The 21,974-nt window shown below is 31.5% G+C and carries 20 protein-coding genes; 5 read left to right on the plus strand and 15 right to left on the minus strand.

What is annotated here, in order from left to right; all coding sequences use genetic code 11:
* Positions 1–9: 9 nt before the first annotated feature.
* Positions 10–1,443 (minus strand): SLC13 family permease, encoded by a 1,434-nt coding sequence (locus tag ACFQ1O_RS14400; protein WP_377717497.1) that lies wholly within the window; start codon positions 1,441–1,443, stop codon positions 10–12.
* An 8-nt stretch (positions 1,444–1,451) separates the two neighbouring features.
* Positions 1,452–2,060 carry a PhnA domain-containing protein gene (locus tag ACFQ1O_RS14405; RefSeq protein ID WP_377717295.1) on the minus strand — a complete coding sequence of 203 codons (609 nt, stop codon included), beginning with the start codon at positions 2,058–2,060 and terminating at the stop codon, positions 1,452–1,454.
* 91 nt (positions 2,061–2,151) lie between these two features.
* On the opposite strand from ACFQ1O_RS14405, the gene ACFQ1O_RS14410 reads away from it, so the two are divergent.
* The gene (locus ACFQ1O_RS14410) at positions 2,152–3,783 is read left to right on the plus strand and encodes an ABC-F family ATP-binding cassette domain-containing protein (RefSeq protein ID WP_377717298.1); all 1,632 of its coding nucleotides are present in this window, start codon (positions 2,152–2,154) and stop codon (positions 3,781–3,783) included.
* Between the two features lie 17 nt (positions 3,784–3,800).
* On the opposite strand, the gene ACFQ1O_RS14415 is transcribed toward ACFQ1O_RS14410, so the two are convergent.
* The 4 genes from ACFQ1O_RS14415 to ACFQ1O_RS14430 all read right to left on the minus strand — a co-directional run bounded on the left by ACFQ1O_RS14415 (position 3,801) and on the right by ACFQ1O_RS14430 (position 7,958).
* A complete protein-coding gene (locus ACFQ1O_RS14415; RefSeq protein WP_377717302.1) occupies positions 3,801–4,271 on the minus strand; it encodes a hypothetical protein in 471 nt (156 codons plus the stop codon).
* A gap of 114 nt (positions 4,272–4,385) precedes the next feature.
* Positions 4,386–6,197 (minus strand): GNAT family N-acyltransferase, encoded by a 1,812-nt coding sequence (locus ACFQ1O_RS14420; RefSeq protein ID WP_377717305.1) that lies wholly within the window; start codon positions 6,195–6,197, stop codon positions 4,386–4,388.
* Positions 6,198–6,240: 43 nt separating this feature from the next.
* On the minus strand, positions 6,241–7,494 hold the full coding sequence (locus ACFQ1O_RS14425; RefSeq protein ID WP_377717309.1) for an aspartate kinase: 1,254 nt from the start codon (positions 7,492–7,494) through the stop codon (positions 6,241–6,243).
* Positions 7,495–7,496: 2 nt separating this feature from the next.
* Positions 7,497–7,958, minus strand: coding sequence for a GNAT family N-acetyltransferase (locus tag ACFQ1O_RS14430; RefSeq protein ID WP_377717315.1), 462 nt, complete (start codon positions 7,956–7,958; stop codon positions 7,497–7,499).
* A 199-nt stretch (positions 7,959–8,157) separates the two neighbouring features.
* Between ACFQ1O_RS14430 and fbp the strand changes: the two genes are divergently transcribed.
* Together fbp and ACFQ1O_RS14440 are read left to right on the plus strand one after the other, a co-directional pair.
* The gene (gene fbp / locus ACFQ1O_RS14435) at positions 8,158–9,177 is read left to right on the plus strand and encodes a class 1 fructose-bisphosphatase (protein WP_377717319.1); all 1,020 of its coding nucleotides are present in this window, start codon (positions 8,158–8,160) and stop codon (positions 9,175–9,177) included.
* Positions 9,178–9,679: 502 nt separating this feature from the next.
* On the plus strand, positions 9,680–10,354 hold the full coding sequence (locus ACFQ1O_RS14440; RefSeq protein WP_377717322.1) for a hypothetical protein: 675 nt from the start codon (positions 9,680–9,682) through the stop codon (positions 10,352–10,354).
* A 208-nt stretch (positions 10,355–10,562) separates the two neighbouring features.
* Here the strand turns inward: ACFQ1O_RS14440 and ACFQ1O_RS14445 are convergent, their stop codons facing one another.
* From ACFQ1O_RS14445 to ACFQ1O_RS14470, 6 genes are all read right to left on the minus strand, one after another.
* Positions 10,563–11,003: a hypothetical protein gene (locus tag ACFQ1O_RS14445; protein WP_377717325.1), complete on the minus strand. Its 441-nt coding sequence runs from the start codon at positions 11,001–11,003 to the stop codon at positions 10,563–10,565.
* Positions 11,004–11,156: 153 nt separating this feature from the next.
* Positions 11,157–11,345: a hypothetical protein gene (locus ACFQ1O_RS14450; protein WP_377717329.1), complete on the minus strand. Its 189-nt coding sequence runs from the start codon at positions 11,343–11,345 to the stop codon at positions 11,157–11,159.
* A 67-nt stretch (positions 11,346–11,412) separates the two neighbouring features.
* Positions 11,413–12,204: an HNH endonuclease gene (locus ACFQ1O_RS14455; RefSeq protein WP_377717334.1), complete on the minus strand. Its 792-nt coding sequence runs from the start codon at positions 12,202–12,204 to the stop codon at positions 11,413–11,415.
* A 162-nt stretch (positions 12,205–12,366) separates the two neighbouring features.
* Positions 12,367–13,458 (minus strand): hypothetical protein, encoded by a 1,092-nt coding sequence (locus ACFQ1O_RS14460; RefSeq protein WP_377717338.1) that lies wholly within the window; start codon positions 13,456–13,458, stop codon positions 12,367–12,369.
* Positions 13,459–13,620: 162 nt separating this feature from the next.
* Entirely contained in the window at positions 13,621–14,610 is a 990-nt protein-coding gene (locus ACFQ1O_RS14465) for a hypothetical protein (RefSeq protein WP_377717341.1), read from the minus strand.
* Between the two features lie 166 nt (positions 14,611–14,776).
* Positions 14,777–15,484 carry a hypothetical protein gene (locus ACFQ1O_RS14470; protein ID WP_377717343.1) on the minus strand — a complete coding sequence of 236 codons (708 nt, stop codon included), beginning with the start codon at positions 15,482–15,484 and terminating at the stop codon, positions 14,777–14,779.
* Positions 15,485–16,163: 679 nt separating this feature from the next.
* Between ACFQ1O_RS14470 and ACFQ1O_RS14475 the strand changes: the two genes are divergently transcribed.
* A complete protein-coding gene (locus ACFQ1O_RS14475) occupies positions 16,164–16,835 on the plus strand; it encodes a hypothetical protein (RefSeq protein ID WP_377717347.1) in 672 nt (223 codons plus the stop codon).
* Here the strand turns inward: ACFQ1O_RS14475 and ACFQ1O_RS14480 are convergent.
* From ACFQ1O_RS14480 to ACFQ1O_RS14490, 3 genes are all read right to left on the minus strand, one after another.
* On the minus strand, positions 16,832–17,167 hold the full coding sequence (locus ACFQ1O_RS14480) for a hypothetical protein (protein ID WP_377717349.1): 336 nt from the start codon (positions 17,165–17,167) through the stop codon (positions 16,832–16,834). The genes ACFQ1O_RS14475 and ACFQ1O_RS14480 overlap by 4 nt on opposite strands.
* 49 nt (positions 17,168–17,216) lie before the next feature.
* The gene (ttcA, locus tag ACFQ1O_RS14485; protein WP_377717354.1) at positions 17,217–18,011 is read right to left on the minus strand and encodes a tRNA 2-thiocytidine(32) synthetase TtcA; all 795 of its coding nucleotides are present in this window, start codon (positions 18,009–18,011) and stop codon (positions 17,217–17,219) included.
* 74 nt (positions 18,012–18,085) lie between these two features.
* Positions 18,086–18,520 carry a tellurite resistance TerB family protein gene (locus tag ACFQ1O_RS14490; RefSeq protein WP_377717358.1) on the minus strand — a complete coding sequence of 145 codons (435 nt, stop codon included), beginning with the start codon at positions 18,518–18,520 and terminating at the stop codon, positions 18,086–18,088.
* Between the two features lie 128 nt (positions 18,521–18,648).
* Between ACFQ1O_RS14490 and mfd the strand changes: the two genes are divergently transcribed.
* Positions 18,649–21,969 (plus strand): transcription-repair coupling factor, encoded by a 3,321-nt coding sequence (gene mfd / locus ACFQ1O_RS14495; RefSeq protein ID WP_377717362.1) that lies wholly within the window; start codon positions 18,649–18,651, stop codon positions 21,967–21,969.
* Positions 21,970–21,974 lie beyond the last annotated feature (5 nt).

Raw genomic sequence — 21,974 nt, forward strand, 5'->3', positions numbered from 1 at the left:
AGTTAACAGCTAATCTAATAAATACGGAATGACTAGTAAATAATACCCAATTAATAACAACACTGCTATTGTATTCAATACAACTCCAGCCCTTACCATTTGATTTACTTTCACGTAGCCACTTGCAAAGACTATCGCATTTGGAGGTGTTGCCATTGGTAACATAAAAGCACAACTAGAAGCAATAGTTACAGGTACCAATAAATGCAACAAAGGAATTTCTAAACCAATTGCAATTCCGGCTACCACTGGAGCCAATACAGCTACTAATGCTACATTACTCATTAACTCTGTCATAAACAACATTAAAACTATTAACACAACAACGGTTAATAAAACACTTAAGCCACTATTTGCTATTGTTTGAATTACAATATCTACTATCCCGCTCTCTTTCATACCATTGGCTAATGCCAATCCTCCTCCAAAAAGCAATAAAATCCCCCAGCTTAACTTTTCAGTATCCTTCCAGTCTAACACAAAACTATTTTTAGTCCAACTTAGAGGAATTGCAAACAATGAAATAGCACTAAAAATACTTATAACGGTATCGCTTAACTTTAACTCTGGTAGTAGATTATTAATTAATCCTCTAGACATCCATAAAAAAACTGTCAACACAAATACCGTTAAAACCCTTTTCTCTTGTTTACTTAACTTTCCTATTTTACTCAATTCACTTGAAATTAATTCACTAGAGTTTTCAAACAATATGCCTTTACACGGAAACATCCATTTTACCAATACTAAATAACAAAAGAATACCATTAATACTGAAAAAGGAAAACCTATACTCATCCATTTTAAGAACGATATTTCAATGTTATACTCATTCTCTAACAAGCCTATCAAAACAGAGTTTGGCGGTGTCCCAATAATAGTTGCAATACCTCCTGCATTAGCAGAAAATGCAATACCTAACATTACACTTAATGCAAAATTTTTGTCTTTTTTTGTAAAGCCATCTGCATCATGAATTAAAAGTTTTATTACAGAAATGGCTATTGGCAACATTACAACTGTACTGGCTGTATTGCTTATCCACATGCTTAAAAAGGCAGTAGCCAACATAAATCCTAGAACTACTTTATTAGGACTCGTTCCTGTCATTTTAATAATGGTAAGCGCAATTCTTTTATGAAGGTTTGATTTCTCTAATGCTAAGGCCAATACAAATCCCCCAAAGAATAAAAAAATAATGGGGCTTCCGTAATTTGCCCCAACTTCTGCAATGGGCATAATTTTAAGTAACGGAAAAAGCAATAATGGTAACAAAGCAGTTACTGCAATATGAACAGCTTCTGTTATCCACCAAACCACCATCCATATGGCAACAGCTAAAACCAAATCTCCTTTTTCTGAGATTAACGGAAATGGAAAATTAATTATTATTAAAAATAGAATTGGGGCTAGTAATAATCCTATTTTTTTAGCTAACATGATTTTGTAATTTAATTTCTGCTGTCTTCTTTAGTCTTCTTAACATATTGAGTTAAAATAACAATATGTTGTCCGTCTACTCTTCCTTCTATTTGATTTTCATTATCCCAAACCAATGATATTCTATGTACTGCGGCTCCACGTTTAGCAGTAAAATTAGCTCCTTTTACTACCAAATCTTTTATCAATACTACCGAATCACCATCTTTTAAGATATTTCCATTACAATCTTTGTGTACAATAGCATTTTCATCTGGCTCATCTCCATCACCTAAAGCATTTGCCCATTCTAATCGTTCTTCATCTAAATACATCATATCTAATAAGTCTTGACTCCAACCGTGACTTTTTAAACGATGTAACATTCGCCAAGCTATTACTTGTACAGCTGGCTCTTCGCTCCACATACTATCATTTAAACAACGCCAATGATTACTATCTGCTGTATCGGGATTCTCTATTTGAGAAGCACAAGTACCACAAATTAAAATACTTTTTTCTAATTCCGGTCCTTTATCAGAAACTGGAGGGACATGGTACACAGTTAAATTATCTGGAGAAGTACACAACTCGCACGTAGAATTACTACGCTGGTGTAATTTCTTTTCTATTACGCTCATATGAAGAAGTTATTGACTTTTGCGAAAATACGATATTAAATCGGATTCAATTCCTTTTTCATTAGCTTTGCATCTTTTAAAACTAGACCTTATGATTTCTGTAGACAATTTAGCCGTAGAATTTAACGGAAGTACTTTATTTAAAGACGTTTCTTTCGTTATTAATGAGACTGATAAAATTGCCCTAATGGGTAAAAATGGTGCTGGTAAATCTACTATGATGAAAATTATTGCTGGTGTACAAAATGCAACCCGCGGCAATGTTCGTTGCCCTAAAGAAACGGTTATTGCTTACTTACCTCAGCATTTACTTACTGAAGACAATTGCACTGTTAAGGAAGAAACTGCAAAAGCTTTCCAATATATTTTTGATATGAAAGCTGAAATGGATTCGTTAAACAAAGAGTTAGAAACTCGTACCGATTACGAATCGGAAGCTTATATGAAAATTATTGAGCGTGTTTCTGAATTAGGTGAAGTATATTATGCTTTAGAAGAAATTAATTACGAAGCAGAAGTTGAAAAAGCTTTAAAAGGGTTAGGTTTTAAGCAGGAAGATTTTGATAGACCTACTAGTGAATTTAGTGGTGGTTGGCGTATGCGAATAGAACTGGTTAAAATACTGCTTCAAAAACCTGATTTAATTTTATTAGATGAGCCTACTAACCACGTAGATATTGAATCTGTTATTTGGCTAGAAGACTTCTTACTAAACAAGGCTAAAGCTGTTGTTGTTATCTCTCACGACAAAACGTTTATTGATAACATTACCAACAGAACTATAGAAGTAACAATGGGTAAAATTTACGATTACAAAGCTAATTATACTCATTATTTACAACTAAGAGAAGAACGTAGATCTCACCAAATAAAAGCATATCAAGAACAACAAAAATTCATTGCAGATAATAAAGCTTTTATCGAACGTTTTAAAGGAACTTTTTCTAAAACCAATCAGGTTGCTTCTAGAGAAAGAATGTTAGAAAAATTAGAGATAATTGAAATTGATGAAGTAGATAATTCTTCTTTAAAATTAAAATTCCCTCCTGCAGCTCGTTCTGGAGACACGCCTGTTGTAGTAGAAGATTTAACAAAAAAATATGGCGACCACACTGTATTTAATAATGCCAACATGACCATCAAAAGGGGAGAAAAAGTTGCTTTTGTAGGTAGAAACGGTGAAGGAAAATCGACTATGATAAAAGCTATTATGGGAGAGATTGAAGTAGACGGTAAATGCGAACAAGGACATAATGTACAAATAGGATATTTTGCCCAAAACCAAGCTTCTTTGCTTGATAATAGCTTGACTGTATTCCAAACGGTTGATGAAGTTGCTAAGGGTGATATTCGAACACAAATTAAAAACATACTAGGTCGCTTTATGTTTAGCGGTGACGCTATAGATAAAAAAGTAGGGAATCTCTCTGGAGGAGAAAAAACCAGATTGGCTATGGTAAAACTATTACTAGAACCCGTAAATGTTTTAATACTAGATGAGCCTACTAACCATTTAGATTTAAAATCTAAAGACGTTTTAAAAGAAGCTTTACTAGACTTTAACGGAACCTTAATTTTAGTATCTCACGATAGAGATTTTTTACACGGATTGGCTAATAAAGTTTTTGAATTTAAAGACCAACGCGTTATAGAACATTTTGAAACAATTGATGCCTATTTAGAAAGACACAATATTGAAAGTTTGAAAGAGTTGGATTTGTAAATGATGAATAATTATTGTTAGGAGTTTTTTTTCCAATCTTTTATACGTTTACCATTGATAAATTTTACGGAGCTAACTGTAAAGCCTTGTTCTATAATTTTATCATTATTAATTTCTTGTTCTGCAATTGAACTTTTTGAATACAAATAGTATATAGCTTGTAATTTTTTAGTTTGATTATCCCAAAACAATAAATATGTTTTTTTCTCAGAACTTACCCAACTTAATTTCAATTCTTCAGAAGGGCTTTTCATCAGATTGTCGACAGCAATCTCCCAATTTTCTATTTCATCATCTTCAAATTTATCTCTATTTAAGTCTTTGGACATATTTAATCTTAACAGATAGAGATTAGAAAGCTTTTCTTTTTCTTGAACAAATCCTCCATTAAATAAAACCTCATCATTAGTCATTGTTTGAAGACACTCAGTCACAATCGGAGTGCTATTATTAGCCTTTAAATTCTCTATAGTCTCTTTAAAATTCATTAACACATAATTACTCTAACGGTTTGTGTATGAAACGTAGCGTGTAAAAAGACGCTTACTTTTCGGGTTGACAAAAAGCCACTAATAGTTTGGTGATTTTGCAAATAAACACAACTACTCTTTCCCTTCCATTTTACGCTCTAACTCTGCTTGGAATTCTTCCATTACAGGTCTTACGGTACTTTCTGGCAAGTCGGCAATTTTAATATACATTAAACTGTCTACCGCATTATTAAATAAAGGGTCTACATTAAATGCTACAATTTTAGCGTTTTGCTTGATATACTTTTTAATTAAAACCGGCAAACGCAAGTTTCCTGGTTCTACCTCATCTATAATTCTATCAAACTTATTTAAATCGGCTTTTGTTTCATCAAAAACAAAATCTTTATCAGCATCTTTTAACTGAACTTTAAAGTCTTTTTTAGGACGTATGTATTGAGCCACATACGGATCGTAATAATGAGATTTCATAAACTCAATCATTAACGATTTTGAGAACTTAGAAAACTGATTACTAATACTTACCCCTCCAATTAAATATTTATGCTCAGGAAAGCGCAAAGTAGTGTGTACAATTCCTTTCCACAACAAGAAAAGCGGCATTGGTTTCTGCTGAAACTCTTTTACAATAAAAGCTCGTCCCATTTCTATAGACTCACTCATCATGGTATACAATTCAGGTTCAAACCTAAATAAATCTTGTAAATAAAATCCGTTAATACCATATTGAGCAAAAATCTTAGACCCCAAGCCCATTCTATAAGCTCCAGCTATCTTTTTGGTGTTATTGTCCCATAAAAACATATGGTGGTAATAACGATCGAAATTATCTAAATCTATAGCTTCATTAGTTCCTTCTCCAATCTCTCTAAAGGTAATTTCTCGCAACCTACCAATTTCTTTTAATGTGTTGGGTATTTTGTCTGCAGAAGCTAAAAAAACTTCGTAATTTTTACTTTCTAATAATCTACAATCGTACCCTCTTAAATTATCAATTTCCTTTTCAATTAATTCAGAACTAACAGATGTAACAATTTCTTTAGGAGCTTTCTTGGGCATTTTTAAAGAAGAAGTAGCCGCATCTTTAAGCGATACCGTTTCTTTCTCATAAGGATTGGCTAACATATAGGTCTTCTTTCGCAAGAAATTAGTATACTCCTGTAAATTTGTATATTCCTTTTGATCTTTTACTGAAATAGCTTTTCCTATTCTAATTTTAATTACCCTATTTTTTTGTGACAACAATTCTGATGGTAATTTAGCCGTTCGTAAAGTTTCACTTATTTTAGAAAGTCTATAGAAAAACGGACTGTTCTTAGCGTGAAAGTAAATAGGTAAAACCGGTACTTGAGCTTTCTGAATTAACTTCATAGCAGCTGGTTCCCATTGCTTATCTACAATTAATTTACCTTCTTTTAAAGTAGAAACTTCTCCTGCTGGAAAAACGCCTAATGGCATTTCAGACTTTATATGTTTAAATGCTTGCTTAAAACCACCCACACTAGATTTTACATCCTTTCTATCTTCAAAAGGATTTACAGGCATTATATATGGTTTTAATGGCAGTATTCTATGCAATAAAAAGTTGGCCATTATTTTATAGTCTGGCCTGCTCTCTAGCAAAACCTTTAACAATAAAATACCATCTATTCCTCCTAACGGATGATTAGAAATTGTAACAAAAGAGCCTGACTTAGGTATTCTTTTTAAATCTTCTTCTGGAATTTCATATTTTACCTGAAACTCACTTAAAATAGCTGTTAAGAAAGCTACATTACTTAAATGTTTATGCTTATTATAAACTTTGTTTAACTTATCTATGCGTAAGATTTTCATCAAAACCCACGATATAAAAGTTCCTAAAAAACCTAGTTTATCTAACTTAATAGCTTTAGCTATTTCTTTTGAGGTTACTAATCCCATATATTGGTTTGCTTAACACAAAAGTAATTATTTTAAATAACTTTTATGATGGTATAAGAACTTGTACTGTTCCTTTATTTTCTTGCTTCAATAGCACCTGCTTTTCATTAGTCAATTCTTGTAAAGCATCATGAGTAAAATGCCTAATAGTATACAAAGACACATTTTTATTACAGGTTACTTTAAACTTTGATTTTAATTGGTGTAATAACTCTTCTATGTTTTCATATTTATCACTCACACATACCGAAAAACTAATTGCAGAGTTTTGTATAACATCTACCTTTAGTTTGTACTGATGCAAAAGACTAAATATTTCACTAATATTATCTTCCATGATAAATGAAAAATCTAATGAAGACAAAGAAATTAAATGTTGATTCTTTTTTACAATAAAACAAGGCACCATTGGCTCTAGTTTTTTACCCTTACCAATACAAGTTCCGTCTTGAGTTGGATTTAAAAAAGACTTTACCAACAATGGTATTTCTTTTCTTTGAAGCGGTTGCAGTGTTTTTGGGTGAATTACAGATGCTCCGTAAAAAGCCAATTCAATTGCTTCTTCATAAGATATTTGATGTAACAATTGTGTTTTTTCAAAATATCGCGGGTCGGCATTTAAAACCCCAGGTACATCTTTCCAAATGGTAACACTCGTAGCGTTTAAACAGTATGCAAAAATTGCTGCAGTATAATCGCTTCCTTCTCTTCCTAAAGTAGTTGTAAAATTATTATCATCAGACCCAATAAAACCTTGAGTAATATTTAATGCTTTAGTGTCTATCTGTTCGTTAATTGCTAACTGTGTTAGTTTCCAATCTACTCCAGCATCTCTATATTTTGCATCTGTTTTAATACACTTTCGGGCATCTATCCAGCTGTTATAGATGCCTATTTCATTTAAATATGCACTAATAATAGTGGTAGAAATTAACTCTCCGTAGCTTACTACTTGGTCGTATACAAAACTATAATTAGGAGATTTATTCCAATTTAGAAAGCTTTTCATTTCATCAAACAAACTCTTTACATCTGTATGTATTTGGTGCTGTTTATTCACAAACAATCCTTCTATAATTTCTGTATGACAATCTATTACTTCTTGTATGCTTAATAGTAAACTTTCTTTGTCGTTAAAGTAGTTTTTTACAACCAACTCTAACTTATTAGTAGTTTTTCCCATAGCAGAAACTACTATTAATGTTTCTGAGTAACCCACCTCTTGCAGTACGTTTACAACGTTTTTTACTCCTTGAGCATCTTTTACAGAAGCTCCTCCAAATTTAAAAATTCGCATATTTAAAAATTCTCTATTCCTTTTTTATCTAACTGTACCAAATACCAATCTTTTAAAATAGTAGCTCCTGTACTTTCGTAGAAATTAATAGCATTGGCATTCCAATCTAACACGCACCATTCAACTCTTCTTACTCCTTCTTTTTTTGCTTCAGCAATGATCACATTTAATAACGCCTTTCCAATTCCTTTACCTCTATGAGTTTGGGTTACTACTAAATCTTCTAAATGAATCGTTTTACCTTTCCAAGTAGAATACCTGTTGTAGTATAAGGCTAAACCAACTATTTTATTATCCGATACTGCCACAATACATGAAAATAAATTTTTAGCATAATCTGTTTGTAGCTCTTCTACCGTTACTTCTACTGCTTTGGGCTCATTTTCAAAGGTTGCCAACTCTTGTATTAAGTCTAACACTGCTGGCAAATCCTTTAATACTGCTTTTCTTATTTTAAATGACATATTGTTATATTTGGGTCGCAAAGTTATATTTATAAAAAATAATAACTGCAGAATTTAAAGATATATAACAAAACACATTCTCACTAGTAAAATTTCAACTAAAATGATGATTTTGTTATTGGTGTTACACCATGAAAACGATTCTATATACTACTTCAAACAAATAAATTTATGTAGTTTTGCAGCAAACAACACAAAAATGGCTGACAAACATAAAACCCTTGGAGAGTATATCATTGAAAATCAAAGTTCTTTTCAATACTCTTCAGGAGAACTTTCTAGATTAATTAACTCTATTAGGCTTGCCGCCAAAGTAGTAAACCACGAAATTAGAAAAGCTGGTTTAGTAGATATTACTGGTGCTGCTGGAGAAGTAAACGTACAAGGTGAAGCACAGCAAAAACTTGATGTTTACGCTAACGATAAGTTTAAAGAGACGTTAATTAACAGAGAAATTGTTTGTGGTATTGCTTCTGAAGAAGAAGATGATTTTGTAGTTGTTGAAGGTGCTAACGGAACCAACGAAAATAAATATGTTTTAATGATGGATCCTTTAGACGGATCTTCTAACATAGACGTAAACGTATCTGTAGGTACTATTTTCTCTATTTACAGAAGAGTTACTCCGGTAGGAACTCCTGTAACTATTGAAGACTTCTTACAACCAGGGAACAGACAAGTAGCAGCGGGTTATGTAGCTTACGGAACTTCTACCATGATGGTATTTACTACTGGTAACGGAGTAAACGGATTTACTTTGAATCCTGCTATTGGTACTTTTTACCTATCGCATCCTAACATGAAGATTAACGAAACTGGTAAAATCTATTCTGTAAGCGAAGGGTATTTTGCTCACTTTGAAAAAGGGATGCAAGAATTTTTAAAATACTGTAAAGAAGAAGAAGGTACTAGACCTTGGACTGCTAGATACATTGGTTCTTTAGTAGCCGATTTCCATAGAAACTTATTAAAAGGAGGTATATACGTTTACCCTAGATCTAGAACTGCTCCAAACGGAAAATTACGTTTGTTATATGAATGCAATCCTATGGCTTTTATTGCTGAACAAGCTGGAGGAAAAGCTAGTGACGGATTTACTAGAATACTAGACATACAACCTACAGAACTACACCAAAGAGTTCCTTTTTATGTAGGTAGCAAGCAAATGGTAGAAAAAGCAGAAGAATACATGGAGCAATACAAAGAACATACTTTGTAAAACTTCAACTAAATAACAAAAGAGGGAAAACAGTCATTGTTTTCCCTCTTTTGTTATTGACGTTTTGTATAAGCGTAGTAGCGGTATTTAAAATCTTAATTGTTACAAATTATTACTACACTTTGATAAAGATACAAAACTTGGATTGAAGCACTAAACCGCTATTACGTTTATATTTTGTTATGCCTTTTTCTTTTATACCTAGAATTAGTACGCTTATGCTCAAATATCAAGCAATCATGACCTTTTATCATAATTCAAGTCATTAATTCCTCAATTTTGAATTGTCAAATGTTAGGCAATAATGAGATTAGGTATAAATACCTTTTTTTTAAAATGGGGTATTTATACTCTAAAATATATCCTAGTATCATCAGACATTTATAATGTAATTAAAAACAAATTATTCGATTGAGTAGCTACTATCATTTCTTTTGATTGCAAAGGTGGAATCCGAAAAGCCTGTTTGAAAATAGAGTAAGAAAACTTAAAACATATTATCATGAATAGTGAAATAACAAAAGAGTCAAAGATAGGATTGACAAAGGATGAAATGCTTAGCCAGATTGAGAAAGATATCGAGCAGCAAAAAAAATACATGGATTATATGGTTTCTCTGAAGGGAAAGCTTAGTTCCAAAGATGTAGGGGGCAGTACAACAGTTACTAGTAACGATTTAGCTGAATTTCATGCTAAACTAGCTGGAGATAGCGCCTTAAATGTGAAAGCTCCAGATACAGGATTAACAAAGAATGAAATGCTTAACTACATTGAGAAAGGTGTCGAGCAGCAGAAAAATAATATTGATTTTTTGGTTGCTCGGAAGGAAGAACTTAGTAATGGTGATCCTTCTTGCCCGGCCACTGCAGAACTTGAGGGTTTTTTGTTCTACGCACACCTTACGCTAAATGCTCCAAGTATAGCCACAAAAGGGTATGGAAACGCTGGAGGAGCTGGCGTCGGTACATGTGTTGCGAATGGAACTCTTCAAGGAGATCTCTCTCACTTAAACAGGGCTGGACGTTTTGAGGTGACTGAAGCCGGAGTTGGATTAGGTTATCTTCACATACAATTTTTTGATGATAAATCATGGACTGTAGCAGTTTATAACGGCAAAGTTGGCACAGATGCTTCAGCCTTCGAGGGTGGGGGTTCATGGTCTTTTGTGCACGTTTAATTTATAAGTAAGGTGCTTAAACTTTAACCCATCGGGCTCTCATCATGGGTGCCCGATAATTTTACTGTGCATAACGTGTTTGTATAACTGTCAGTTGCGGTAAAAGTACGTAAACTTTATGGTTAAGCACAGACCACAGTAATTTCGAGTGGATTCGGACGTAGTCGAATCCGCCGTAATTGCGGTTATACATTGTTGGGCATAGTTTTTATTCTATTTCTAATCTCGCTCTTCTTAAAACTTTTTCTCCGACGTTAGTAACTGCTATTTCTATATAATTTACATTATCTTTTCCAGTAGCTAATAATCCTAGTTTCACGAAATAACCAAAAGAGTCAGTTAAGTCTTCTGCTTTTATCCAGCCTTGTTCTTCTTTTCCGATACTTTCAACTAATTCAATGAATTCGTCTATTAGGTTTTTATTTTTGATTTTATTGAACAGTACATCTACTTCGTTATCTAAACTTATATTTTTTATTGATTCTTCTGTACCATTATTTTCTTCGTCGTTAGAATTCAATTTGTCTATTGTTCTTTCAAGTTCGGTTATCTCTAAAAGAAGTCTTTTTTTATTCTCTCTTTCTTTTTCTAGTTTAGCCTCAATTTGAGTCTTTTCAATTCTTAAATTTTCGTATGTTTCCTTGAGCACTATTGATTTACTGTCTGTTATTTTATAAATCCAAGGTGTAATTTGTTTTTCAGAAAAATTTGTAATTAAACGTGAAATTGCAAGAAGTAAATAAGTCAGAATTAATAATCCAAAAGCCCATAAAACAGTTTTAAATAAATTTCCAATAAAACTTTATTCTTTGTAGTATGCTTTTATAAAAGCAACTTTATTTTCTAATTTATAATTGTCATCAAAATTAAAAAGAGTATAAATTAATTCCCAGTTTAAAACTATCCAAACTATAACGTATGTCCCTAAAAAAGGATTTCGAGTTTTTTCTTTGAAATTATCACGAAATGAGATTAAAAAATCTTTTATCATAGTTTCAGTTTAATTATGCCCAACGGCCCGCATAGCTGTCGTAGCGGGCTTTTGACCGCTACGACAGCTATGCATTGTTGTGCCTCGTTTTCTTTTCTTTCAATTTATTTTTCAATTGTTCGACGGAAAGATATTTATCATTAATTTTCCGATGAAGCATTCGATGACAATTTGAGCAAACCAAAGCCAAATCTTCTAATTTTGTAATTCTTTCCCCTTGATTTATCGGTATAATATGATGACATTCGATGTATTCTTCTCCGTAAAAATCAATGAATGAAAAATTACAAATCTCACATTCGTATCTGCCCTCGTTCAACGCTATTTGTTTTTTTTTGTGGCTTATAGAACCGTCTCTTTCTCTAATTCTATGATTTCGGAATAAGAGCCTTCCTTCTTTCGTCTCAAAATCTTTGCTTAGTTCATCATTAAAATAGGTTTGATAATCTTTTTCATTTTCTTTCAGATTGTGCGACATAAACGGCTTAAATAATTCCCATAAATTTCGCTGATATTTTTCCAATTCCGTTTCGGCTATCAAATTCGTCATTAATTCGGCATTTCCCCAAGCTCGATTTCGGAAATCTAATTTGGATAGAAGGGAATTTTGAAATGGGATTTTATTTTCTTCTCCTGTGTAAGCAATAACTTCTACCAATCTTCCAAATCTAAAATTTTCTCTTTCGTTTTCTTCTATTAATTCGTTATCAATCGATCTAACCAAATGTGTTAAAAATCTTGGTTTGGCTTTACTCTCTCTTTGAAACAGAACAATTAATTCATCTGAATTCGGTTCGAGAATTCCACCTTTCAATCTGTCGGGATAGTGAAGAACAAACTCTTTATCTTCTAAATCCAAATACGCCTTTCCCGTTTCACCATTTGTGATATTTTTTAATCTCGTTATATTCTTATGGTTTATCTGCACCCGTTGGTTTTTTCTTTTTACTTAATGAGGCACAACGTTAAGTGTATGATGCGTTATTTCAATAATGCATTATACATAGTGTTGTATTTAGTTTTATTTTTTATTTATTAAATCTGTTAAACTAGTATATAGTATTTCATCAGAATTTTTATAGAGTCTAAGCATCAAACGTTTAGCACTTGTCGTTTCGATATTATTTTCTATCACATAGAGATACTCTCCGTTTTGAAATCGATAATCAAAACCAGAACCATATTTGGTTTGTTTTTCAACCTCTCCATTATACAAAACCAAACTTGGTCTATCGATTGTCGTGTTTGGTTTATTCCAAGATGTATATCTTATTGTGCCATCTTTCAGTTCATCTACTTTAATTATGAACTTACTATTTTCAGAATGTATAATGTTTTCTTTATGTTCATTACTATAAGTAATTCGTTTATCTTGAATTTTAAATTTATAATATGCTTTATCATTACTAGCATAGAAGCAGCTATCAGAAACCCAATATACTTTACCAAAAGAGCTAAAATCAAATTTATATTTTTCCTCTATGTCGTAATCTGTAATAAGAATTGGTTGTGCTTTTTTGTCTATCATTTGATGCAAAGAAATACCATCGAAATCAATTCCATCATTAGCATAACTATAAATAAATTTTAGATTTGGTGAAAAAACAAGCTCGTTGCCTGATATATAAGACGTTGATCCATCTTCTAAGTTTATTAACAGATTTGAAATTGTTGATTCAAACCAATTTTCATAAACTACACAGCTATTTAATTTTTTTATGAATCCGAGATAAGATACACTAATAAGTTGTTCATCATCCTCTAAGCAATTTTTAATTGTCTTAATTCCTGTAGTAACGGTATAACACTCTTCTGTTATATTTACTTGAGAAGGAATTATAGTTTTATCTAATAATTGAGTTGTTTTAATTTGTTTAGCTTCTTCATAATCCTCTTTTTGTATAGTCGTTATGACTATATCATAATTTTCGTTGCCTCTAATAAATAAATTAAAATTTTTATTATTCGGTATGATTGAGTCTACCTTCTGTTTATAATAGAGTGAATATTTTGATTCTATTTCGAGGTCATCTTTAAAGTCATTAAATATTCGATATTCTTTAATTGAAATACTAAGTAAAAAAATATTGAGAATTATAGTCGCAAATTTCATTTTCAGGTGTTTGTTTTAATTACATACAACGGTCTCGGCTATGAGTAGTTGCGTGTTTTTGCACTAAACTTTGCAAGTACACACCAAGCTGAAAATCCGCGAGAATTTTCAGAAGTAGGCGAGAACAAGCAATTACTTATAGCCATTGTTGTAAAACGTTTTTTATTGTTCTTTTATAAGTGAACATTCTTTATTGTCCTTGATTATTATTTTATCGCCACCTAAATAATCTAAAGAGCCTCTTATTTCCCCTTGCGAATATTTTAAGGTTATTGGGTCTGCAAATGAATATGAAATATAATTATAGTTGTCTTTAAATAGTCCATCTTTACTTTTTGGGTAACTTTTAAAGAGTTCCGTATTATAATTCGGTTCCATAGCTTTAATTAATGCTTTTTCCGCATCAAGAAAAATAGTCTCTTGTTTTGGAAAGTTTTCTCCCATTAGTGTTGCTGTCATTTCTTTAACGTCAGCATCATACCCAAATGTTCTAAATTCAAGATTGTCTTGAAATTCATAACATAACAAAACTATTTCGTGAGCAGGTAAATCTTTGTATGTTATAGGGTTTTCAATAGAAAGTATGTCTTGAAATGTATTATGACCTGTTAGTCGTTTTAGAATACTTTGTTTAGTTGCTTTTCCTACGTAATGTACTTTGTAATTTAGGAAAGATTTGTAATCTCCTTCAATTTCACAGTCGATTTGTTTTTTCCACCAATTTTGCAATAGTTTTTCAGGTGAAAACCAAAGCAGAAATTCTCTACTTTCTGGTAGTTGTTTCGCTAAAGAGAATCCGTGTAAATTTCCAAGAGGAAATTGTTTTTGAATGTCTTCTCTGTCCAAAAAATTAAAAGCAAGAGCTATTGTGTCATCTGGTTTACTATCTACACATTTTTGTATTAGGGGTAATTTTCCTTTTAGAATATTAGGATTCCCTTTTTGATGAATCTCAAAGTGCAAAGCATAGTCAAAAGAGTCAGGGACAACATTTTCAAACGTAATGATAGGTCTTTGTCCGATAACATATAAACTTGCTTTTTCCATTGCCAATTCAATCAAAGGGTCTTTTTTGACGACAGCAAATTCATAACCCGTTAAAGGTGCATATGCTAATTCAAGTCTATTTAGTATGCTTTTTCTTGTATTCACTCAATTTTTTGGTTTTGGGAAATGTTTTACAACGTTTATATAAAGTGTCGTGCGACGTAGTCGGACGATTTGGATTTCCGGCAGGGAATCCACCTGTAAATATACGCTTACTTTTGAAATAGGAGAGGAGTAAGCATGCATTTTATATGGTGTTGTACACAGCTTTTTAATTATTAACCATACTTTTTTCAATTCTTTCAAAAAGGTTAAAGAATTGAATTAATTCTGGTTCTAAAAATGTTATTCTATCATTGGCAATTACACCTTTAAAATCGTAATTGTACATCCTAATTTTAGAAAACAAATCACAGGTCTTTAATTCGCTAATTAGACTAATTTCTGATGCTTTTAGATTAGTGTCTAGAATTAAAATTGAATCACAAATTGGTAGAATTTCTTTACTTAAACTATAAAATCTTTTTATCCAATCTGAATCTTTATGTCTAGTTTTATTAGTAGGGATGTTATTAGCTAAAATTTTTATTTCAGATTCTGTAGGATAATAATTACTAACAAAGCCAGATTTACTGTCTTTTGGGTAATCTACTTCACCATTATTTTGAGTGATGGCAACAAAATACATTTCAGATAGCAAGCTGTTTTTTGTAAATTTTATTTTGTCTAAAAAGCTATTTAAAAGAGGTAAAATTTGTTGTCTTTTTCGGTATTCTCCTAAATAAATACCGAAGAAATAGAAAGTTATTGATGCTAAAATAGAGTAACATATTTTAAGAAATATTTTTCCAAATAAAGCTCCTCCGTTAAAAAATTCGGGAATTTCTATTAGCACTAATTCTATTGATAGAATGAATAGAAGGCTAATTATAAATAATAAGTAAAGATCTTTTCTAAATGAAGTAAATATTTTAATCAATTGGATATTTTTTTTTGAGTTGCGTACAACGTTAAGTGTATGATGCGTTATTTCAATAATGCATTATACATAGTGTTGTATTTAGTTTTTTTCTTTCTTCTCAAAAGTACTTAATTTTTAAGTACTACTAACGAAGTTAAAAGAAAAAGACGTAGTTCAAACAAACAGCAAAATAGCAAATACAAAAGGACTTCAATTGCTAGAGATAATTATGGAATATATACGGGTATATGATCCGTCATTATCGCTAGATTTAGAAAGATAAAAAGAAAAAAGTTTAACTAAAAATATTGGTAATAAGCTTGCTACAAGGCGATTTAAAGTTGATTTTGTTATTTTTTTTTCATAACTTATGTCAACGATTTTATTCGATTCCCGCTTATACAAATTACCATTTGCAACACAGAAATCTCACAAAAAACGTTGAGTTATCCAATTCCCATTGGCTAACCACCAAGATTTTTAGTTAATCCTTTTAAATCCCTTATTTTATCATTCCAATTGAAGGAGTTTTACAATTGTTTGTTTGAATTAAATACAACAATTATATAAACGTAATTACGTTTATATGTTTTATGTGCACAAAATACAATAATTGTATTTTCTTACAAAACAGAAAATTTCATTTTAAAACATCTTGAAATTGTATCTTGCAACTTTTTATTGCTTTGCCCTAAAAATGTCTGATTCAAAAAAACTAAATCATTTCATAACAAAGTACCTACCGTATTTTCCAATATTTGGGTTGGGCTTATATGTTATCGTATACACTTATGCTGTTAGTATGTATCCTGGTGGTTCTACCAATTATCCAGATGCTACTAGTTATAGTTTTAATCATAACTTGTTATGCGATGCTATGGACCCAATTACCAAAGGAGGGCATTATAATACAGCTCGTTTCATGGCTGTTATATCACACATTATTTTGGGCTTAACCATGACTACCTTTTTTTATATTTTACCTAAAATATTCTCGGTACAAAACCTTAAAACCAAACTCATTTCTTTTTTTGGAATGTCGGCTATGACGGTGCTCATTTTTATGTACACCCAATACCACGATTTAATGGTAGTTATTACAGCAATTTTAGGTTCTATTGCCTTTATACCTTTTTTTATAGAGTTACATAGATATCATAATAAAAACTACAAAAGTTTAGTTTACTTGTGCTATGCTCTTAGTATAGTAGTATTTTTTATTTTTCAAACGAATATTGGAGTCTACTACCTTCCTTTTATACAGAAAATAGCATTTATAATAGATGCTTGGTGGGTTATATGGACATGCCAAATTGTAATGAACCTCAACAAAAAATCCTTGAAGTTAAACTTAAATCGCAACTATTAATTTTCGAAAAGTCTATTTACTTTAAATGGCTCAGAAAACACATCTTTATTACGTTTTAAAGATTTTATTCCCTTTTGTAATTTATCAGTATCAAACTCAAACATAGTATTGTCATTATCCGATTGAGTGTTTACATTAGCTACTGTTAAACTATAAGCTTTGTTTAAATCAATATTTAAAACAGCTTCATTCTTCTTCACGTCATTCAATAATGTAGTTTCAATCTGCTTTTCTAAGTTAATTGTAGAATTCTTTTCATTAACACTGTTCTGCCCTAAAGCAAATAATGGCAACACTAATGTTAGAAATATAATTGTTGTTTTATTCATCATAAAAGTTTTTATACTTTAAAGATACAACAATCGTTTTTTCTTAAAAAAACTAAACCAACGAATTATCTACAATCTTCTCTTCTAGATTAGTAAAATCGTATAAATTATGATCTAATAAATGAGACGGATATACATTCTGTAAAGCCTTCATCATAATAGAGCTTCTATCAGGAAAATCGGCTTCCCAATTGGCTATCATCTCTTTTACTTTTTTACGCTGCAAGTTTTCTTGAGAACCACACAAATTACACGGTATAATAGGAAACTGTTTGTAATTGCTATACGCTTCTATATCGCTTTCTTTGCAAAAAGCTAAAGGTCTTAATATTACTAACTCTCCAGCATCGTTCTTAAACTTTGGCGGCATGGTTTCCATTTTTCCAGAGAAAAAGAAATTTAATAAAAAGGTTTCTATAATATCATTTCTATGATGCCCTAAAGCCATTTTATTACAACCTAAGTCCTTAGCTGCCTCATACAAAGTACCTCTACGCAATCTAGAACACAAACTACAAGTGGTTTTTCCTTCTGGAGTTTTTTCCATGACCACTTTATAGGTGTTTTTCTCTATTATTTTATATTCAACACCTAATTCAGACAGATAATTAGGCAAAACTTCTTCCGGAAATCCTGGCTGCTTTTGGTCTAAATTAACCGCTACAATTTCAAAAGAAATAGGTGCTACTTTCTGAAAATGTAACATCATGTCAAGCATAGTATAACTATCTTTCCCTCCAGATAAGCATACCATTATTCTATCTCCATCTTCTATCATAGAAAATTGCGAGATCGCCTCTCCTACATCTCTATGTAACTTCTTTGTTACCTGTTTCATTGTTTCCATGGGGCAAAAATAACATAAATTAAAAAAGCCCTTGCAAGGCAAGAGCTTTTATATATAAATTTTAGAATCCGTGATTAACGGTTCATATTTTTAATTTCATCAGAAAAAGTATCTACATCGTCTACTCCTTCAGCTACTAAAGCTAGGGCTTTTTGCACAACATAAGTTACGTTTGCAGGAGCAAATCCTAAACCAACAGCTATACGTTCTAACACAGAAACTTGAGCATCTTTTATATCTAAATCTGCGTATACCATACGAACCAAATCAAACAAACGCTCTAAACGTCTGTTATATGTTGTTGGAGGGTTGATAGGGTATGCAGTTGGATTTTCTAAAATATTAGCATACTCCGTTTCGCTAATTGTCAATTTTCTAGCTAAACGGTCTAAAAATTGCTTTTCAGCTTCAACAATATCTCCATCACTTAAAGCTACACGAACGATAGCAGCAAAGTGCCCGTTGTTTCTCTTTATGAATCCGCTAGTATATAAATCTTTAATAGACATAGTCTCCTTTTTAATATTTTTGGCAAATATACATAATCTCAAAAAGATTTCACATCATTTTTTAGTCAGTTTTTTAGCAAAAAAAGTATCTTCGCTTCTCTTTATTAGCTAGTTAAAATTTAAGTGTTTTGAGTAAACAACAATTAGCTGCTGTCTTTAATGAAAATCATTCATTTAAACAGCTTTTATCGCAAATTAACACCCCTAAATCAGAAACAAATATTTCTAATTTAGTAGGATCGTCTTTGTCTTTTCTTATTTCTAAAACCTTTAAAAGTATAGAAAAACCTTTGCTTCTAGTTTTAAACGACAAAGAAGAAGCAGCTTTTTATTTAAATGACTTAGAGCTTTTACTAAACGACAAAGATGTTATGTTCTATCCTGGGAGTTACAGAAGGCCTTACCAGATAGAAGAAACAGACAACGCTAATGTATTGCTAAGGGCAGAGGTTTTAAATAGAATTAATTCTAGGAAAAAACCCGCTTTAATTGTCACCTATCCTGAAGCTTTATTTGAAAAAGTTGTTACCAAAAAAGAATTAGAAAAAAACACTCTTAAAATAGCTGTTAACGATACGATTACAATAGACTTTATTAATGAAGTTTTATTCGAATATCAATTTAAAAGAGTTGATTTTGTAACCGAACCTGGAGAGTTTTCTGTTAGAGGTGGTATTGTAGATGTTTTTTCTTTTTCGAATGATGAACCCTATAGAATTGAATTCTTTGGAGATGAAGTAGACAGTATTAGAACTTTTGATGTAGAAACACAACTATCTTTAGAACAATTAAAAAAGGTGAGTATCATACCAAATGTAGAAATAAAACACCTTGAAGAGTCTAGAGAGAGTTTCTTTAAATACTTATCTAACCAAACAGTCGTATTTGTTAAAAGCCTAGAAATGTTAGTTGCTAAAACAGATAAGCTATTTGACAAAGCAACGGTTGCTTTTAAAAGATTATCTGGAGAATTGCAACACGCAGAACCTAATAGCATTTTTTGTACTGGGGAATTGTTACTCAATCAACTAAAAGAATATACTCATGTTACTATGGAAAGTAATGTTAGTAATTCTGTTGCATTTCAAATTAAGCCACAACCTTCTTTTAACAAGCAATTTAACTTATTAATAGACAACCTCAACCTATATGCTGCTGAAGGTTTTACCAATTACATTGCTTGCGCTAATGAAAAACAGGCTCAACGATTTAAAGACATTTTTAATGAAATAGAAGAAGTTGTTAGCTACCAGACTATTGTCTTACCATTGTATCAAGGATTTATTGATATGGATAGTAAAACAATATGTTATACAGACCATCAGATATTTGAGCGCTATCATAAATTTCATTTAAAAAATGGTTATGCCAAAAAGCAAGCTATTACGTTAAAAGAACTCAATCAATTATCTAAAGGAGACTATGTAACTCACATAGATCATGGTATTGGTCGCTTTGCTGGATTGCAAAAAATAGATGTAGAAGGAAATCAGCAAGAAGCAATTAAATTACTATATGGAGAACGAGACATACTATATGTAAGCATTCATTCTTTACATAAAATATCTAAGTATTCTGGTAAAGATGGAAAGGCACCTAAAATATTTAAATTAGGTTCAGGAGCTTGGAAAAAGCTAAAACAAAAAACCAAGAGTAGAGTTAAACATATAGCATTTAACTTAATTCAGTTGTACGCTAAAAGAAGGAATCAAAAAGGCTTTCAATATGCCCCAGATTCTTATTTACAACATGAGCTTGAAGCTTCTTTTTTATTCGAAGATACACCTGACCAGTTTAAAGCAACTCAGGATGTAAAAACCGATATGGAAAGCGAACGCCCTATGGACAGGTTAGTTTGTGGAGATGTTGGCTTTGGAAAAACAGAAGTAGCTATACGTGCAGCATTTAAAGCAGTTGATAATGGCAAACAAGTAGCTGTTTTAGTTCCTACTACCATTTTAGCTTTTCAACATTTTAAAACTTTTAGTGAACGATTAAAAGATATGCCTGTTAAGGTAGATTATATTAATAGGTTTAGAACAGCCAAACAAAAAACAGAAATCATAAAACAATTAGAATCTGGACAAATAGATATATTAATAGGAACACACCAGATTGCTAACGAAAAATTTAAATACAAAGATTTAGGACTGTTAATTGTAGATGAAGAACAAAAGTTTGGAGTTGCTGTAAAAGATAAATTAAAAACCATTAAAGAAAATGTAGACACGCTTACTTTAACTGCTACGCCTATACCAAGAACATTACAATTTTCGTTAATGGCAGCTAGAGATTTAAGTACTATTAATACACCTCCACCAAATCGTTACCCAATAGACTCACAAGTAATTCGTTTTTCTGAAGAAGTTATACGAGATGCTATTACCTATGAAATTCAGCGTGGCGGACAAGCTTTCTTTATTCATAATAGAATAGAAAATATAAAAGAAGTAGCTGGAATGTTACAACGCTTAGTTCCCGATGCTAAAATAGCTGTTGGCCATGGGCAAATGGAAGGTAAAAAACTAGAGCAACTTATGCTAGCATTTATGAATAATGAATTCGATGTTTTAGTAGCAACTACCATTATAGAATCAGGATTAGATGTTCCTAATGCCAATACTATTTTTATAAACAATGCTAATAATTTTGGACTTTCAGACTTGCATCAAATGAGAGGTCGTGTAGGTAGAAGTAATAAAAAAGCTTTCTGTTATTTTATAACACCTCCCCACTCTGCAATGAGCGATGATGCAAGAAAACGAATTCAGGCACTTGAGTTGCACTCCGATTTAGGTAGCGGATTTAATATTGCAATGAAAGATTTAGAAATTCGTGGTGCGGGTGATATATTAGGAGGAGAACAAAGCGGGTTTATTAATGAAATAGGCTTTTCTACTTATCAGAAAATCTTAAATGAAGCCATAGAAGAATTAAAAGAAAATGAGTTTAAAGATTTATATGAAGAAACCGCAGAAAATACTGTTTTTGTAAAAGACACTCAAATAGATACCGATTTTGAATTGCTATATCCAGACGATTATATCAATAATATTACAGAGCGATTAAATCTATACAATGAACTAGGTAATTTAAAAACCGAAGATGATCTAAAACAATACGAAATAAAATTAATTGATCGATTTGGAGAACTACCAACTCAAGCTGTTGACTTATTAAACTCCGTTAGAATTAAATGGTTAGCTGCAAATATTGGTTTAGAAAAAATAGTCATGAAACAAAATCGAATGATAGGATATTTTATATCAGATCAAAACTCTACTTTTTATCAAAGTGAAAACTTTACTAAAGTTTTACAGTTTGTACAACGTAATCCGCAAGCTTGTAAAATGAAAGAAAAGCAAACCAAGAACGGTTTAAGACTATTATTAACCTTTGAAAGAATTACAAGCGTAAATAAAGCTTTAGCTGCTATTCAACAAATATAAATTAT

This window comes from Pseudofulvibacter geojedonensis (genome assembly GCF_042675745.1).
GTDB classification, from domain to species: Bacteria; Bacteroidota; Bacteroidia; order Flavobacteriales; family Flavobacteriaceae; genus Pseudofulvibacter; species Pseudofulvibacter geojedonensis.

What these genes read in the sequence shown, in the direction of transcription:
- ACFQ1O_RS14440 (WP_377717322.1), top strand. Translation starts at nt 9,680, where the DNA reads ATGAATAGTGAAATAACAAAAGAGTCAAAGATAGGATTGACAAAGGAT.
- ACFQ1O_RS14425 (WP_377717309.1), bottom strand. Translation starts at nt 7,494, where the DNA reads ATGCGAATTTTTAAATTTGGAGGAGCTTCTGTAAAAGATGCTCAAGGA.
- ACFQ1O_RS14405 (WP_377717295.1), bottom strand. Translation starts at nt 2,060, where the DNA reads ATGAGCGTAATAGAAAAGAAATTACACCAGCGTAGTAATTCTACGTGC.
- fbp (WP_377717319.1), top strand. Translation starts at nt 8,158, where the DNA reads ATGGCTGACAAACATAAAACCCTTGGAGAGTATATCATTGAAAATCAA.
- ACFQ1O_RS14430 (WP_377717315.1), bottom strand. Translation starts at nt 7,958, where the DNA reads ATGTCATTTAAAATAAGAAAAGCAGTATTAAAGGATTTGCCAGCAGTG.
- ACFQ1O_RS14450 (WP_377717329.1), bottom strand. Translation starts at nt 11,345, where the DNA reads ATGATAAAAGATTTTTTAATCTCATTTCGTGATAATTTCAAAGAAAAA.
- ttcA (WP_377717354.1), bottom strand. Translation starts at nt 18,011, where the DNA reads ATGGAAACAATGAAACAGGTAACAAAGAAGTTACATAGAGATGTAGGA.
- ACFQ1O_RS14475 (WP_377717347.1), top strand. Translation starts at nt 16,164, where the DNA reads ATGTCTGATTCAAAAAAACTAAATCATTTCATAACAAAGTACCTACCG.
- ACFQ1O_RS14480 (WP_377717349.1), bottom strand. Translation starts at nt 17,167, where the DNA reads ATGATGAATAAAACAACAATTATATTTCTAACATTAGTGTTGCCATTA.
- ACFQ1O_RS14420 (WP_377717305.1), bottom strand. Translation starts at nt 6,197, where the DNA reads ATGGGATTAGTAACCTCAAAAGAAATAGCTAAAGCTATTAAGTTAGAT.
- ACFQ1O_RS14460 (WP_377717338.1), bottom strand. Translation starts at nt 13,458, where the DNA reads ATGAAATTTGCGACTATAATTCTCAATATTTTTTTACTTAGTATTTCA.
- ACFQ1O_RS14415 (WP_377717302.1), bottom strand. Translation starts at nt 4,271, where the DNA reads ATGAATTTTAAAGAGACTATAGAGAATTTAAAGGCTAATAATAGCACT.
- ACFQ1O_RS14410 (WP_377717298.1), top strand. Translation starts at nt 2,152, where the DNA reads ATGATTTCTGTAGACAATTTAGCCGTAGAATTTAACGGAAGTACTTTA.
- ACFQ1O_RS14490 (WP_377717358.1), bottom strand. Translation starts at nt 18,520, where the DNA reads ATGTCTATTAAAGATTTATATACTAGCGGATTCATAAAGAGAAACAAC.